The sequence below is a fragment of the Thermodesulforhabdus norvegica genome, from assembly GCF_900114975.1.
In the GTDB taxonomy this organism is placed as follows: domain Bacteria; phylum Desulfobacterota; class Syntrophobacteria; order Syntrophobacterales; family Thermodesulforhabdaceae; genus Thermodesulforhabdus; species Thermodesulforhabdus norvegica.
The window spans coordinates 1-16,030 of record NZ_FOUU01000005.1; the positions used below are offsets into that span (position 1 = coordinate 1).

Genomic DNA, 16,030 nt, shown 5'->3' on the forward strand with positions numbered 1-16,030 from the left:
TCCCATCCCGAACACGGAAGTTAAGCCCCTCAGCGCCGATGATACTGCGGGGGAAACCCCGTGGGAAAGTAGGTCGCCGCCGATCCTTTTTTATTTTTATTACAGGATTCTGACTTTCAGTGTATCGTCCCGAGGATTTACCTTTTCAATTTCCGCCCTTATAACCTGTCCCGTTGCAATCTTTTCAGCTCCCGTTTTTACTACATTTGTCTCCAGCATGTACTCAGGTAAAACGAGATGAAAAGACCGTTCGTTCTGATCCAGTACAAGCGCCTCCACTTCCTTTATTGCATGCTGCTTCAGGTACTTCAGTATCCAGTATCTGTTCCACCTGCGTGATACGTATGCAATCTTCGGCAAGGTTGCATTCATCTCGGTTATGATCGTGTCAAGTTTTTCCTGATCGTAATATGGTTCACCCTTGAGCAGATAGTGCCTTAATTGACGTTGCATGACCAGATCGACATATCTGCGAATAGGAGATGTAATGCTTACGTAGCAATCCAGCCCCAGGCTGCAGTGTCTCTCAGGGGTCATGGAAAACTCTGCCCGCGCTAAAAGACGCCTTTTGTGAAGCATATAAAACAGCGGATGATCGCTTGCACCGGGAATTTCCTCTTCCTCTCTCGGTTCACTCTGACAACGATAAATTGCAGGAATTGAATGTTCCTGAAAAAACCTTGCAGCCAGAGAATTTGCGGCTATCATCCATTCCGATACGAGAATCTGAGAAGGTTCGTCTTGAGTGTAGCGCTTCAGATGGATTGTGCCGTCTTCGTCAACTAAGGCCTGGACCTCCGGTACATGAATAATCAGAGCGCCTTTTTCAACTCTCCTTTCCTGAAGCCTTCTCGCCACATTGTGTAGCACCCGTAGTTCCGGGTCCGTTTCTATCATTCTGTTTGCCTCGTCGTAAGTAAGTCTTTTTTTTACGCAAACGAAGCTGGGTATTATTTCTTCCGAAAGGATGTTGCCCTCTGCATCTACCCGAAACAGGAAACTGATGGCGCGGCGCTTCTTTCCCTGTACGAGGCTACAAAGATCTTCGGACAGCCTTATGGGAAGCATTGGGATTCTTTCGTCCGGCAGATAGGCCGTCGACATTCTGGATCGTGCACTTCTATCCAGCGGATCATCGGGTTGTACGTAGGATGATACGTCTGTAATGTGGACTCCAATAAGGTAAATCCCCTCTGAAAGGAATGATACGGAAAGGGCATCGTCTATATCCCGTGTTTCCGGTCCGTCTATTGAAAAAGTGGGCTCCGTCGTCAAGTCCCGCCGCAGTGCATCTAGGGCGTCTTCATGGGAAGACTCATCTATTTTTTCGGCGAATTCCAGAGTTTCTCTGTTGAAGTCTCTTGGTATATCAAACTGGTAAAGGAGAAGATTTTCGTCTTCCTTCCAGATTCCTGCTTTTACCAGTATTCGGAATGCAACCTGAGGATCGACATTTAGTTCGGCTTCTTTAAAAAGCTCTTTTACAAAGCCAAAGTGTGGCGAATCTCCGGACCTGATTGCGAAATCTTTTATTCTTTCAACTATCTTATTGACAATTTCACAGGGAGGTTCTTGTTCCTTTATGTGACCTTTTGTAAGGGTTTTAAGCCATTTTGCACCTTCGGCAACTTCGCGTTTGCGCTCTTCTTCACGCTCGATCTGAATTTTTTTCTGTTCTACGTTTTCTCTTGACCTCGGGTAGAATATGCCGGCTTTGTATTGAAACAGGAGCTTGTCGTTAATTAGGGCTCTCTGAAGTGCTGCCATCTGTTCCGGATCGGGGTCCTCATACATGAAACCGGCCAGTTCCTGGATTGTAAATCCGGATTCTCCTTCTTCTTCAACAAGTGCCCAAAGTTCTTCTATGTCCAGTTTTTTCGATTTTTCGCTTCTTGCAGAGCTAATACGTTTCAGGGCATCAATAATCTCATCGCGACTTTTGTTTATGTCTATTCTGGGGCCCAGGACTCCCAAAATGCGACTTCTGGAGATATTCAGCTCACGGTTCGCTTCCGAGAGGACCAGTAAACGCTGATTTTTCGTTCCCGTAACCACGGCACAATAAACTTCCTGATCCTGGAAGAATTCTACGACCGTTCCCGGAAGGATTTCCTCTTTCCTGTTCATCTTCCCTCTCTCACTCGAGCTATTCCTGCTACTGTCTGGGCGTAATCGGTTATACCCGATGCCAGGCCTTCAGCAATATATTTGACATAAATTTTGTTTTTCAGAAGTTTTTCTTCTTTTGGGTTACTTATAAAGGCAACTTCAACAAGTATAGCCGGCATGTTTGCCCCCATCAGCACATAAAAGGGCGCCTGTTTTACGCCGAGATCGCGAAGGTGCGTTTTCCGTTTCCGAAGTTCTTTAACCAGATGCTGATGCACGGATTGTGCAAGCTGGGACGATTCTTGAAGTTTTGTTATAAATAGAAGGTCTCTTAATATAGCTTCCAGATCGCTGAGTTTGTGCTCCGCAATGGCGTTTTCCAGTGCAGCAACTCGTGCTGCTTCTTTATCGGCGGAGAAATTCAAAAAGTAGGTTTCTACGCCACCCAGCCTGGGGTCTTCGTGTGCGTTCGTATGAATGGAAATAAAAAGGTCTGCTTTTTTCGCATTCGCAATTGCCGTTCGCTGTTCGAGGGATAGGAATTTGTCGGTTGTTCTGGTGAGGTAAACTTCATATCCACCCCGTTGCTCAAGGATTCTTTTTAATTCTTTTGCTATTGCGAGTGTTACATCCTTTTCGTAAAGGCCTGTCGGTCCTATTGCTCCTTTGTCCTTGCCGCCATGGCCGGGATCGATGACTATTGTGCGTATGTCCAGATGCAGTTGTTCCGGCAGAGAGTCCAAAACTGGAGGCGGCGAAACCACCTTTTTCGGTTCTTTTCCCAATATGTCGACCACTATCCTGAAGGGATTTTCCAGTGTAAACACGCGGTAGTCTCTTATAGATTCCAGATCCAGAACAACCCGGGCGGTTGAAGAATTAAACTGACCGACTCTTATTTGCCTCAGGAAACCGTCAGTTACCGTAATCCGATTTTCAAGATTTTCACCGACATGGCATGAAAAAAGGTCAAGAAACAGGCGGGGAGGCTTTTGAGCCTTCGGGTCTGCGGGTAGCGTATCGACTTCATAACGGACCGGAGAAGATGTGTGCAATACTACTCTGGTATAGTCCGTGCCCGACCAGTGATATACTTCTTCCAGGTATATGAGCCCGGTATCGGTGGTGGTTGACTCTTTTTTAACTTCCGGATGAAGAAATGCAATCTGTTTCTCCAGCTCCTTTGCTTTCTGTGCGGCTTTGTTTCGCATATCGCCGTTGGGAAATAGTTCCTCAACTTTTTTCAACTCCTTGTATGCTTGCTCTATGTCAACAGAGGAATAGAGAATTCCTATGAGGAATTGTGCATCGTCGGCGAGGTTACTTCTCGATAGATGCTGTGTTATTGTCCTGTAATGAAATAGCGCCTTCAGGAAATCACTTTGTTTGCCCGACATGTCGAAGCAACGATGGTAAATTTGGCCCAGATAATAATGGCACTTGTCAGGTGGTGCTTTAGTGCTCTGGAGCGCTCTGTCAAAATGTTCTACGCAGGATTTAAACATGTCCGGGGTGGCTTTTTTGCCCAGCGAAAGAACCCTGCGATAACAGTCCCTGCCTTTCTCGTAATAGCCCGGTTCTTCCTGACCGTAAGCGACGGTTGTTGCGGTGCAGTTGTACGAAAAAGTTGCAATAAGCGCTACGATCCAGAAAATACGGTGATGGTATATTCGTATCATGATTCCGCTGACTCTTGTATTTTCAATTTTCGCTGTAGAGCGTACAGAATCTGCAGAGCCATAAGGGGTGTCGTGCGATCCAGGTCGAGCGAAAGGATTTCCCGCTTTAGCCATTCGTTTGATGATGTAAAAAGTGGGAGCTGGAGCCCCACGTGCTTTTCACGTTTTCTTCTTGCTACTTTAACTCGTTTTGGAATTTCGTAACCCGATGATGCATTTTCCAGTTCCTGCAATTTTTCACCCGCCCTCTGCACAACCGCCTCCGGAAGGCCGGCCAGCCTGGCCACATGAATACCGTAGCTTTTGTTTGCGCCGCCTTCTACCAGCTTATGAAGAAAGACGATTTTCTGGTCCCGTTCTCTTACCGCGACGTTGAAATTCCTGACCCTCTCAAGTATGTCGGCAAGCTCGGTTAGCTCGTGATAATGAGTAGCACATAATGTCTTAACGCCTTTACCGTACAGGTTGTGGAGATGTTCAACTACGGCCCAGGCTATGCTCACTCCGTCGTAGGTGCTGGTTCCCCTGCCTATTTCGTCAAGTATTACAAGACTCTTGGGTGTGGCGTTGTGTAGAATATGGGCGGTTTCTTGCATCTCAACCATAAAGGTTGATCTACCTCGGGCGAGATCGTCGGCGGCTCCAATTCTGGTAAAGATTCTGTCAACTGTGCATATGCGGGCCGATCGGGCAGGAACAAAGCATCCCAGGTGAGCCATCAGAACTATCAGAGCGATCTGCCTCAGGATGGTAGATTTTCCTGCCATGTTAGGTCCCGTAATTACAAGAATTTGATGTGAATCCATGTCAAGATAAACATCGTTGGGGATAAAGGTACCCGGAGGAAGCATTTTTTCCAGTATCGGATGGCGTCCTTCTTTAATGTCTATAAGGCCGTCTTCGTTGATGTTGGGCTTCACGTAGTTATTAACCCGGGAAACCTCGGCAAAGGAGGCTATGCAATCAATTATGCCGATTAATTCAGCCGTTTTCTGAATTCGCTCCTTGTGTTGCAGTATGCTTTCGCATAACCGCTCAAACCACATTCGCTCAAGCTGAACTCTGCGCTCTTCCGCATGGAGGGCCTCAACCTCAAAGGCCTTGAGCTCATCGGTAAAGTAGCGCTCTGCGTTTACCAGGGTCTGCTTTCTATGGTAGTAGTCAGGAACCTTTTGAACCTGTGATCTGGGAACCTCGATAAAGTAGCCGAATACCCTGTTGTATTTGACCTTGAGGGAAGCAATACCCGTTATATCGCGCTGTTTTTGTTCGTATTCTACAAGCCAGCTTCTGGTGTCACGGCTCAGACGTCGGCATCGGTCCAGTTCCTCATCTACTCCATCCTTAATAACATATCCGGTACTCCAGTTAACGGCAGGATCTTCCAACAAAATATCGTCGATACTATCCGCCACGTCCTGAAGAGAATCCCATTGAGAATTGATGTCGGTAAGAAGAGCGCTACGACACTTGCTGAGGCAATCCTCAACTGCAGGAAGACAGCGGAGAGATTTCCTTAAGGAGGCTAAATCCCTGGGGGTGGCCGTTCCGGCCGTCAGTCTGCTTAGAATTCTTTCCAGATCTGAGATGTTTTTGAGTGCGCTTGTTAGCTTATCGTTGATTTCCTGATCCGAGAAGAGCTCTTCAACAGCCTTTAGGCGCCTGTTGATCTGATTTTTTAGGGTCAGCGGGTATCTGATCCACTGCTGAAGGGTACGGCCACCCATGGGAGTGCTTGTGCTGTCTAGGACATGGAAAAGAGATCCTTTTTTGCCCTGAAAACTCTGAGAATAAAAAAGTTCCAGATTGCGAATGGTCGTTTCATCCAGAATCATGTAGTCGCTGCGATGGTAGGGAAGAGGCGGGCGCAGGTGGTTTAAGGGCAGGTGGTTGTCTCTTATGTATCTTACGATTGCGCCGGCGCACCCTATGGCCCAGGAATATTTATGTATTCCGAAGCCTTCTAAGGAGTGAACGGAGAATAATTTCTGCAGTTCTTTTTCTCCCTCGGAAATATCGAAATAATCGTCGGTGAGAAACTCTAAGGCCACCCGAGAATCCTGACCCACCAGTTCATAGCCTGCTGTTTCCAGGCTCTGAGGTATCAAGGCTTCTCTGGGACTGATCCTTGATATTTCTTCTTTGAGTTCGTCGATTTTGTTTACTTCTGAAATTCTGAATTCGCCTGTGGATATATCCGTCCACGCCAGGCCCCAGGTTCCATCGGTGCCGGCAATAGCCGCCAGATAATTGGGAAGTTTGGCATCGAGGTTATGTTCTTCGAGAATCAATCCGGGGGTAATAACTCTGGTCACAGTCCTTTCCACTAACCCCCGTGATTTTTGCGGATCTTCTACCTGTTCGCATATGGCCACTTTATAACCTGCTGCAACGAGTTTTGATATGTAAGTGTCGGCGGCATGATGCGGTACTCCGCACATGGGTACGGGGTTTTCGCTGTTTTTGTCACGAGTCGTAAGAGCTATGTTCAGAATCCTGGAGGCCGTTACTGCGTCCTCCATGAACAGTTCGTAAAAGTCACCCATACGGTAGAGCAAAAGGGCATCGGGATATTGTGACTTGATTTCTATGTACTGCTTCATCATTGGGGTCATCTTTTCGGTGGAACCCATTATTCCGGTCTCCCCCTCCATCTTCAGGGATTTTCGGGCCTTGCCGTACACGCCCGTATGATCTCATCGATTGGGGCTTCGGCAAGACATATACAGGTGTCTGCTGCACCGTAATAGACCCTCATGATCCCGTTTTCGGCGGTAAATCCGCAGGGAAAGACGACGTTCGGTACGTCACCGACCCTTTCGTAATATTCTCTGGGAGCAAGTATGAACCTTGGAGTGTACGCTCTAATTCTGTCGGGCTTCTCCAGATCCAGAAGCATAGCACCCACGCGGTAAATCCTTCCTGAGGCCGTTTCACGAACCCCGTGATACAGAACGAGCCAGCCTTTTTCGGTCTTGAGGGGAGGAGTTGATACGCCCAGCTTTGAAGCTCCCCAGCCCGGTTCAGGGGCAAGAAGCATTTTTGACCGTCCCCAGAAAATCAGGTCCGGCGAATAGCTTATCCATATGCAGGCTCGGCGTCCCCCCATACCTCCGGGCCTGTCAAGTCTTACGTACATTCCGCCTATTTTTTCGGGGAAAATTACGCAGTCCTTGTTGTCCGATTCAGTCATCAAACATATTCTTTCAAAGGTCCTGAAATCTCTGGTTACGCCTATACCGGTCCTGGGGCCATAGGGGCCATAGGCCACATATGTTATGAGAAACTCGTCGTCAATCTGAGTAATCCTCGGGTCCTCAACACCATACCGTTCATAAGGCTCATATTCGGGGTCTTCAGAAGGACGGATCCAGGGTTCCTTATCGACGGTGAAATGTACGCCGTCCTTGGACCTCGCCAGAGTAAGATGGCTTATTCCGCTGGTTTCCTCCACTCTTATAAGCATCAAATACTCGTCGTTAAATTTACAAACGGCGGCGTTGAAAACGGTATTGCAGAGATACGGAACATCCTCTCTGGTGAGAATTGGATTTTTCGGATGCCTCTGGAAAACGTCGTAAATATGGGCCATGGAAAACCCTCCCTGATACTAATCTACCGTCACAACATGCACCCCTGAGATAACCTCTTTTGCCAGATCACTGTAAATGTCGATATGGCGTCTTGCTACAATAGGCCAGCTTATGTGATTCTTCACGTACTGACGGGCATTTTCCGAAAGCTTCTTTGAAAATTCATCATCAGAAAGGACTTTTACGATAGCTTCGACGTAGTCCTTGCGGGTTTCGCAGGTAAGACCGGAGCCCGATCTGGCAATGGTCTGTTTCATTGCTTCCGTACTGCTGGTTACGACGGGTTTACCGAAGGCAAGACAGTGAGCCAGTATCCCGCTTTGGGATGTTATGCGATAGGGCAGGACCACAACGTCGGCAGCGGAAAGAATGGTATCAAAGGCTTGCTGGGACAACTGCCCCCTTATCAGGTATATGTGTTCTTTAACGGGAGATGCGGCGATCCTGTTAAAAAGCATATTCCTGTACTCTTTGTGCTCATATCCGCGAATTTTTCCTGCAATGACAAGGAGAGCATCGGGATATTTTTTTAGAACCTCGGGAAGTATGTCCACGGCCAGCTCGAAGTTCTTGGAAGGTCTAAAGTAGCCGATAACCAGAACAATCTTCTTATCTGCGGGTAACCCCAGTTTTTCTTTGGCATCCTCAACGGGATGTACTATGCGGGCGCCATGAGGAATTATAGCTATTTTATTGCCGTCTATGTAAGGTATTGCATTAAGGAGAGAGTTTTTCTGAAACTCTTCGTGGACTATTACCTTACTGCTCTGAGCTATTATACTCTCGTACAGTATCCTGTGTGTTGGGGGAATGTCGCTGTACACTGTATGTAAGGTCGTAACAACGGGGACGTCAAAAATACGCAATAAAAGAATAAGCGAAACTACCGATATTCCAAAATAAGGGCCGAAAAGTCCGAATTCGTGCTGAATGTGAACCACATCGGGCGTAAATCTCATGGCCGTTGAAAAAGCCCTGTGAGGCAGGTCTCGATCTTCGTAGTCGAAGGCGGGATAGACGTTTTTGCCCGATCCTCCGGCGTGACAGACGATATAAACGTCAACACCTGCTGCTCTGAGAGCATCGGTTAGATACTGGGTATAGGTAGCTATTCCACACTCTATCGGAGGATAGGTCGAAATAAGCACGAGCCTCATGATCAACTCTCCTTAAAAGGTGCAATTTTCCGCCCCATTTTTGTGCAAATGATCCCTTATGATACTTGAAGCAGGTTTAAATATAAAGGATCCTGTACCGGATTTAAACCTGGCGATTTAAAAGACGGGCTTTACGGTGAACCGTCCGCCTGAACCGGCGAAAAATTTCCCGGTCTGTTTCGTAATAGACCCGGTTTGTAAGGAGCACGATGGTGAATCCGTCCTCAAGGTCGATCCAGAAGGAAGTGCCCGTAAAGCCGTAATGACCGACACTTCTCATAGAAAAGTAGGGTGCCACCGTTGAATTGCCCGGAGTTGGAGTGTCAAAGCCGCGTGCCCAGCTTGAAGTATCATCGGGTTTTCTCAAAAATTCCGACATCACCTCCCTGGAACACCAGAAGTTCGACTCCTGGCCATCTCTGTTACTGAAGCTTTTCCACAGCCGGGACGCCCAGGAAAACACAGCCCCTGATGTACCGAAAAGCCCTGCATGACCCGATACTCCTCCCAGCCAGTAGCAATTACAGTCATGAACTTCCGCCGAAAGAAGCCTCCTTCTCCAGTGACACCATCCTGTTGAGACCGCGGGTGGAGGGGGAGCGAAATGGACGGGAGGCGAGCAGGGGCTTTCGGGCATTTTCACGGGAAGGAATGATAAATGCTGATTATAGAAAATCCCTTCAGAGGAGCTGAAAATCTCATTAAGAGGTCGTTCATTAACGGTTTCGAGTACATATCCCAGGATGATGTAACCCAGGTCGCTGTAAACGGGATTTGCTTCTCTGGTGCACGATAAAATGTACTTTACGAACTCTTCTTTCCTGCGGCCGGGCTCTGTTCCTATGAGATGTTCAAAAAGCTTTGCATGGGCAGGGAAACCTGCTCTATGAGAAAGAACCTGGTCGATGGTTACCCCACGGAATGCCCGGCCTATCCATTTTGAGGGAAGGAATTTTTCAAGCCTGTCCTCAAGCTTGATGTTGCCCTTCTGGATTTCTCTCATGAAAAGTGATACCACCACTATTGGTTTGGTGAGGGAGGCGAGATCGAAGAGTGTGGAGCCGGAAATCTCTGCACCGCCTTCTCTGTCAAAACCCACATGGTGCTCTTCCAGTACCTTGCCATCTATACCAACGATCACCGATGCTGCCGTATAGAGCCTTTTCTTTAAGCCCTGAACCATAGTTTCTGAGAGGCTCATTGAGTACTGAAAACCTTTTCGGTTGGCGCAAAGTATCCCGATCCGGTATCGATGATGTATTCCAGGCCCATGGGCAGGATATCCTGATCTGCGGAATGACCGAAAGGAAGATCGCATATGACCGGAAATTGGTAGGGTTTCACGATGTCAAGTATCCTTTCCTTGAGTCGATCGTAGGGTTCGCAGGCGGTAAAACTTCCCAGTACAAGACCCTGTAGATGTTCAAAAATCCCGACTTCTTTAAAGTGATTTAACATACGATCAATCCTGTATCCCGCTTCTCCTCGATCTTCTATGAACAAGATGGCCTTTCGCCAGAAGTTTCCGGGTAGATAATCGGTGCCCAGAAGGTGAGTCAGACATGTGAGGTTCCCGCCTATCAAACGCCCGGAAGCAACACCTCGACGAATTACATTGGTTTCCTTTATGTCCCATCTGAAGGGAATTCTGGCTTCCAGGAAGGAGATGAGTCGTCTTCTGCGAGCTTCACCTGCATTAGAAAAATCGATCAGGTTGGGACCGTGGAAGACCACCGATTTTCCGTTGGCAATGAAAAAGTTGTGGAGAAAGGTAATGTCGCTGTATCCCACAAAAACCTTATCGTTTTTTTCGACCAGATGACGCGGCAACCGTGATAGGATGCGGATGCTTCCGTATCCCCCACGGATACACCACAGGCATGCTATGTTCTCATTTTTCCAGAAATCGATGAGGTTTTTCGCCCTGATCCAGTCAGGTCCGGCCATTTCACGGTATCGGGAAAAAATGTGATTACTGTAAACCGGGGTGTAGCCGTATTCCCGTAAAACCTTCAGGGCCTTTTCAAGGTCTCCGGCATCGAATGCACCAGACGGAGCGATCAGGCCAATCGAATCCCCGGGTTTCAGAGGTACCGGTTTCGGCATAAAGGCTTTTCCGTTCAAGAGTTTCTCTCGAAAAGAATCCTCAGGCCCATAAGTGTCAAATTGGGCTCCACCTTTTCTATGACCTTGCAAACAGGAGCAATGACGGAGGCCAGACCACCCGTTGCAATGGTTCTTACTCTTCTGTTCATTTCTTCTTCAAACCTTCTCACTATACCTTCCACCAGGCCGGCATAGCCAAATATTATTCCCGCATTCATGGAATCCATTGTGTTCTTCCCCAGGACCGACTTTGGCCTGACGAAAATCTGTGGTCTTGGGAGTTTTGATGCCTTTTGAAAAAGCGCCTCACAGGAGATCAGAATCCCCGGGCAGATGGCACCTCCGAGATACTCCCCTTTTTCCGATATGTAATCAAAGGTTGTGGCCGTTCCGAAATCTATTACAACTGTTGCATCTCTGTAAATTTCGTAGGCCGCTACGGCATTCACTATTCTATCTGCTCCCACTTCCCGGGGGTTTTCGTAGAGAATGGGCATTCCCGTTTTGATGCCCGGTCCGACAACTAGGGGTTTCACCCTGAGGTATTTATCACAAAACTGCTCGACGGCATGAAGAACTGGCGGTACCACGCAGGAAATTATCACGTGCTTTATCCTGCCGAAGTTAATCTTTTCCATCTTAAACAGGTCATGAATGTAGATAGCCCATTCGTCTTCCGTAATGTCGATGTTCGTGCGGAGCCGCCATTCGTAAATTAACTCTTTATCCTTAAAAAGACCCAGTACGGTATGAGTGTTTCCGATGTCGATTGCCAGCAGCATGATCGTCTTCTCCATTATTTTATGTCCAGATGCCTTTTCAGGAAATCGATTATCATTTCCGTCGCCTTATCGATTAACTCCTCTCTCGTTGCTTCCACCATGATCCGAATGACCGGCTCCGTTCCCGACGGCCTGACCAATACGCGCCCGTCATCTCCAAGGAAGGCTTCGACTTTCTTTAAGGTTACTTCGTAGTCGGGAATTAGCGAAAGGCTTCTAATCGTGCCGTTGACGGGGACGTTAGTGAGTTTTTGAGGTATCCTCTCCATCACGGACGCGAGCTCCGAAAGAGGTCTGCCTTCTCTTGTCATAACGGCAAGTACCTGAAGGGCAGACAGAATTCCATCACCGGTGGTACTGTGGTTCAGAAATACTATGTGGCCCGATTGTTCACCGCCCAGCACATATCCGCCCCGCCGCATTTCTTCGACGACATAGCGGTCGCCAACTGCAGTCCTTATCAGCCTGGCATTCATTCTTCGTAGGGCAATCTCCAATCCGAGATTGCTCATAACCGTTGCCACCACGGTTCTCTGGGCCAGAGCATCGCGGTTGAGCATGTCTCTGGCACAGATGGCCATCAGGACGTCACCGTCGAGAATGTTACCTTTTTCGTCCGAAAAGATTACGCGATCTCCATCCCCATCAAAGGCTATTCCGGCATGAGCATCGTGGAGCTTCACGGCTTCGGCCATAGCCTGGGGATGCAAGGCGCCGCAATCCCGGTTGATGTTTCTTCCGTCGGGAGATGTGCCGATTGTTATGACCCGAGCCCCCAGTTCTTCGAAGATTAGAGGCGCCACTTTGTAGGTGGCACCGTGGGCACAGTCAACTACTAAAGTTATGCCCTCCAGATCGGCATCTGGAGGAAATGTATTTTTGAGGTGCACAATGTACCGCCCCTGGACGTCCTCTATTCGGCGTGCTCGACCTATCATCTCGTAGGGCGGTAGAGAAAGTGTTTCAAAGTTCGTCACCCGGCGTTCGAGTTCTTCCTCTATGTGATCAGGTAACTTAAATCCGTCCCCGGCAAAGATCTTTATACCGTTGTACTCGTAGGGATTGTGAGATGCGGATATAACCACTCCGGCATCAGCCCGCATGTCCCTGGTGATGAAGGCAATTCCGGGAGTTGGAAGAGGGCCTGCAAGCAGAACATCTGCCCCCATGGAGCATATCCCTGCGACCATGGCGTATTCCAGCATGTAACCGGAAAGGCGTGTGTCCTTTCCTATGAGTATCCTGGGGCGCCCGTGGGAGTTACGAAAATAGGATGCCACAGCAGCCCCGACCTTGAGAGCTATTTCTGCCGTCATCGGGTACTCATTGGCTACGCCCCTTATTCCGTCTGTTCCGAAAAGCCGTCCCACGATGTTTCCTCCTCGCCGTCCCTCTTTCGCAGGTTTATTTCTCGTGATTTTTTTCTGTGTTTACTACGTGGATGTAAACTAGCAAGTCCCCTGCCGGGATTTCGGGGATCGTGTGGTCGCCCATGCCCCGAACACGGATCTGATGTCCCGATCGGCAACCGGCAGGAATTGAAACCGTCAGGGTAACCCGTTCTTCAACAAACCCCCTACCACGACACATTACACAGGACCTGAAAGGAAGCCCTTTTCCCACACACTCATTGCAATAAACCCATCTCACGTAGGAGATTGTCTCGTTTCTGGCGTTTTCCAGATGAGCGGGGGTAAAATGGAAGTCGTATCTTAAATCCCGACATTTTGTTGTGACCCTGCATTCCCGATATAACCCGAAATAATCGGCAATGATGTCGCTGGCAATTTTACTGCACTGCAACTCACTGGCAGGATTTTTTCTGAAAACCCGTTTCTTTTGCCTGTCTTTTGCGGGGCAAATTCCGTGGGTTCTATTGTAGCGAGAGCGTTTTTCCGGATCTATCAGGGTTTCGTAGGCTTCCCGTATCTGCTGAAAGTGTTCTTTTGCGTCGGGCCGGCTGTTCTGGTCCGGATGCCAGCGCAGGGCTAAGGACCTGAAGGCACGCTTTATCTCTTCCAGGCTGGCGTCCACCGAGACACCCAGAATTTCATAGTAGGATTTCGTACTCACCTTAACTCTGCTCTACCTCAAAAATACCCTGCCTTCGCTCATCACTCACGTCACCAGGCTCTTTCACTTTACGAATTGCCGTCAATATTCTAGAAAATTTCTGTGTCAACACAACAAGAAGATTGACCGATTGGGGCCATGATTGCAAGAGTTTTGACCTTTGCCATAGTGGGCATAGAGGCTCATCCCGTTGAAGTCGAAGTCGATATTTCGGCAGGAATGCCTTATTTTAACATAGTGGGCCTGCCCGACAGCGTTGTTCGAGAAAGCAAGGAGCGGGTAAGGGCGGCCATAAAGAACAGCGGTTTTGACTTTCCCTATCAGCGCATTACCGTAAACCTTGCACCTGCTCAACTCAGGAAGGAAGGGCCCGGCTTTGACCTCCCTATCGCCGTTGGTATTTTACGAGCCTCAGGCCTGGTGGAATCCTCTCCCTTTGATCCGCTCTGTTGTGCTGGAGAGCTTTCTCTTGACGGTGAAATCAGACCCGTTCCCGGTGCCCTGTCAATGTCCTTTGCGGCCAGGGAATCGGGAATAAAGGCTCTCTTTGTGCCTGCAGATAATGCGCGAGAAGCGTCTCTCATTGACGGTATTGATGTATATCCGGTGTCAAACCTGAACGAGATGATGCAGATTCTTAAAGGGGCGGTCAGCGCCAGAAGCGCAAAGAATGAGAGTTCTCCTTTAGAAGAGGCAGATTCCTGGGAAATCGATTTTTCCGATGTGAAAGGCCAGGAGCATGCAAAGAGAGCCCTGGAAGTAGCTGCCGCCGGGGGGCATAATGTAATGATGGTGGGACCGCCCGGTTCAGGTAAAACCATGCTGGCCCAGAGGCTTCCGACCATTTTGCCGCCTATGTCTCTTGACGAGGCAATGGAGACGACCCGCATCTACAGTGTTGCCGGAATGCTTGCCGGTGAGGAGCCTCTTGTAAAGAAAAGGCCCTTCAGGGCTCCTCATCATTCCATTTCCGATGCGGGCCTCGTGGGGGGAGGGCACATTCCCAGACCCGGTGAGGTCAGTCTTGCCCATAACGGTGTTCTTTTTATGGACGAGTTTCCCGAATTCAGGCGCAATGTTCTCGAGTTGTTAAGACAGCCCATGGAAGACGGTTATGTTACCATCTCAAGAGCGGCCATTACGGTCACTTATCCGGCCAGATTTATGCTGGTTGCGGCAATGAACCCGTGTCCCTGCGGTTATCTTGGATCAGGACAGCGGGAATGCAGGTGCACCAGCACCCAGATTGCGCGCTATGTCGGGAAACTTTCGGGTCCCATTCTCGACAGGATCGACATTCACATATCGGTTCCTGCCTTATCCATTAATGAGCTTTACGGTTTGGGCGCCGAAGGTGCAGAATCTTCGGAGGCGATACGTGATCGTGTTATCAGAGCAAGGACACGTCAGTGGGAACGCCTTCGTCATTCAGGTCGGTTTTCCAATGCAGCACTACTTCCCCATGAAATCGAGCGCTACTGCAAGGTCAGAAGAAGCGCCGAAACCCTTCTGAAGGATGCCATGAGATCAATGCGTTTGAGTGCGAGGGCTTATCATCGGATTCTCAAGGTGGCGAGGACAATCGCCGATCTCGAAGAAAAAGAGATCATCGAAGAACACCACATTCTTGAAGCAGTACAGTATCGACTCCTTGACAGACAGGGCTACATGCCGTGAAACTGGGTTTTTATCAGCCTTCGCAGTTCCGGATTTTTGAACACGTCCTCAAATATACTCTTTACGTCGATCAAAAGAATCATCCTTTTTTCCAACTTAGCCACACCCCAGACTCCCGTGGGTAGCGAATGAGAAAAAAGATCCACCATTTCCTCAATAAATTCACCTTTTATGAACAGGACCTCGCATACCTCATCAACGGTGCACCCTGCCCAGATCGTCGTATCCCTTTCTGAATACTCGGCTACAATCAGAGATTCGTTTTCGCCTGCCTTACTTTCCATGATGCCGTAGTATTTGCGCAGGTCCAGCACGGGTATGATTTTGCCTCTTAGGTTTATTACGCCGGGCACGCACTCGGGGCATGACGGGATGTGGGTTATTGGGGATAATCCGACGATCTCCCTGATGTTTTCAATGGAAACCCCGAATTCGTTATGACCGACACGAAAGGTCAGGTATCTTCCGGATCTGAGGGCAATGCGGCGCTTCCTCTCTTCTTCCTGCTTTTGTTCTGTCACGTCCAGTATCACGCCTATAACATAGTCTATGTTTCCTTCCGCATCACATACTATCTGCCCCCATTCCTGTATCCATCTCAGTGAACCATTCCTGGTCAGGATTCTGTACTCTCTCATGTAAGTCTTATCCGTACGGAGCGCTTCTTTAAAAATTGCTTTTACCGAAGATAGATCCTCTTTATGGATTATATCCATCCATTTAACGGTTCTTGATAGAAAATCCTCTCTGGAATATCCGGTAATGAACTCTACTTGATTGCCGAAAAAATCCACCGACCCGTCGGCATATCCCCGGTATGCAGCGCTTCTTATTTTTCTGAAGGTCTCCTGCAT

At 48.6% G+C, this 16,030-nt stretch carries 12 protein-coding genes and 1 rRNA gene; 2 read left to right on the forward strand and 11 right to left on the reverse strand.

Features of this window, described 5'->3' with window-relative positions; all coding sequences use genetic code 11:
• A 5S ribosomal RNA gene (gene rrf, locus BM091_RS08140) occupies positions 1-85 on the forward strand; the annotation flags it as partial.
• A 14-nt stretch (positions 86-99) separates the two neighbouring features.
• Here the strand turns inward: rrf and BM091_RS08145 are convergent.
• From BM091_RS08145 to BM091_RS08190, 10 genes are all read right to left on the reverse strand, one after another.
• A complete protein-coding gene (locus BM091_RS08145; RefSeq protein ID WP_093394896.1) occupies positions 100-2,127 on the reverse strand; it encodes a ribonuclease catalytic domain-containing protein in 2,028 nt (675 codons plus the stop codon).
• Positions 2,124-3,788, reverse strand: coding sequence for an N-acetylmuramoyl-L-alanine amidase (locus BM091_RS08150; protein ID WP_177193589.1), 1,665 nt, complete (start codon positions 3,786-3,788; stop codon positions 2,124-2,126). The genes BM091_RS08145 and BM091_RS08150 overlap by 4 nt, the downstream gene beginning before the upstream one ends.
• Positions 3,785-6,421, reverse strand: coding sequence for a DNA mismatch repair protein MutS (gene mutS / locus BM091_RS08155; RefSeq protein ID WP_093395146.1), 2,637 nt, complete (start codon positions 6,419-6,421; stop codon positions 3,785-3,787). Before mutS ends, BM091_RS08150 begins: the two co-directional genes overlap by 4 nt.
• Positions 6,422-6,444: 23 nt before the next feature.
• Positions 6,445-7,380, reverse strand: coding sequence for a glycoside hydrolase family 130 protein (locus tag BM091_RS08160; RefSeq protein ID WP_093394899.1), 936 nt, complete (start codon positions 7,378-7,380; stop codon positions 6,445-6,447).
• 18 nt (positions 7,381-7,398) lie between these two features.
• Complete coding sequence (locus tag BM091_RS08165) at positions 7,399-8,538, reverse strand: glycosyltransferase (protein ID WP_093394900.1); 1,140 nt, start codon at positions 8,536-8,538, stop codon at positions 7,399-7,401.
• Positions 8,539-8,641: 103 nt separating this feature from the next.
• Complete coding sequence (locus tag BM091_RS08170) at positions 8,642-9,739, reverse strand: serine hydrolase domain-containing protein (RefSeq protein ID WP_177193590.1); 1,098 nt, start codon at positions 9,737-9,739, stop codon at positions 8,642-8,644.
• Positions 9,736-10,644, reverse strand: coding sequence for a S66 peptidase family protein (locus BM091_RS08175; RefSeq protein ID WP_143083123.1), 909 nt, complete (start codon positions 10,642-10,644; stop codon positions 9,736-9,738). The genes BM091_RS08170 and BM091_RS08175 overlap by 4 nt, the downstream gene beginning before the upstream one ends.
• A gap of 14 nt (positions 10,645-10,658) precedes the next feature.
• Positions 10,659-11,426, reverse strand: coding sequence for a type III pantothenate kinase (locus BM091_RS08180; protein WP_093394905.1), 768 nt, complete (start codon positions 11,424-11,426; stop codon positions 10,659-10,661).
• Positions 11,427-11,440: 14 nt separating this feature from the next.
• A complete protein-coding gene (gene glmM, locus BM091_RS08185) occupies positions 11,441-12,796 on the reverse strand; it encodes a phosphoglucosamine mutase (protein WP_093394906.1) in 1,356 nt (451 codons plus the stop codon).
• Positions 12,797-12,830: 34 nt separating this feature from the next.
• The gene (locus tag BM091_RS08190; protein ID WP_093394908.1) at positions 12,831-13,499 is read right to left on the reverse strand and encodes a DnaJ domain-containing protein; all 669 of its coding nucleotides are present in this window, start codon (positions 13,497-13,499) and stop codon (positions 12,831-12,833) included.
• Positions 13,500-13,637: 138 nt separating this feature from the next.
• Here BM091_RS08190 and BM091_RS08195 point away from each other — a divergent pair, with 138 nt between their 5' ends.
• Positions 13,638-15,176, forward strand: a complete 1,539-nt coding sequence (locus BM091_RS08195) for a YifB family Mg chelatase-like AAA ATPase (protein ID WP_093394909.1) — start codon at positions 13,638-13,640, stop codon at positions 15,174-15,176.
• Here BM091_RS08195 and BM091_RS08200 read toward each other — a convergent pair.
• On the reverse strand, positions 15,164-16,030 hold the full coding sequence (locus BM091_RS08200; RefSeq protein WP_093394911.1) for a chemotaxis protein CheW: 867 nt from the start codon (positions 16,028-16,030) through the stop codon (positions 15,164-15,166). The genes BM091_RS08195 and BM091_RS08200 overlap by 13 nt on opposite strands.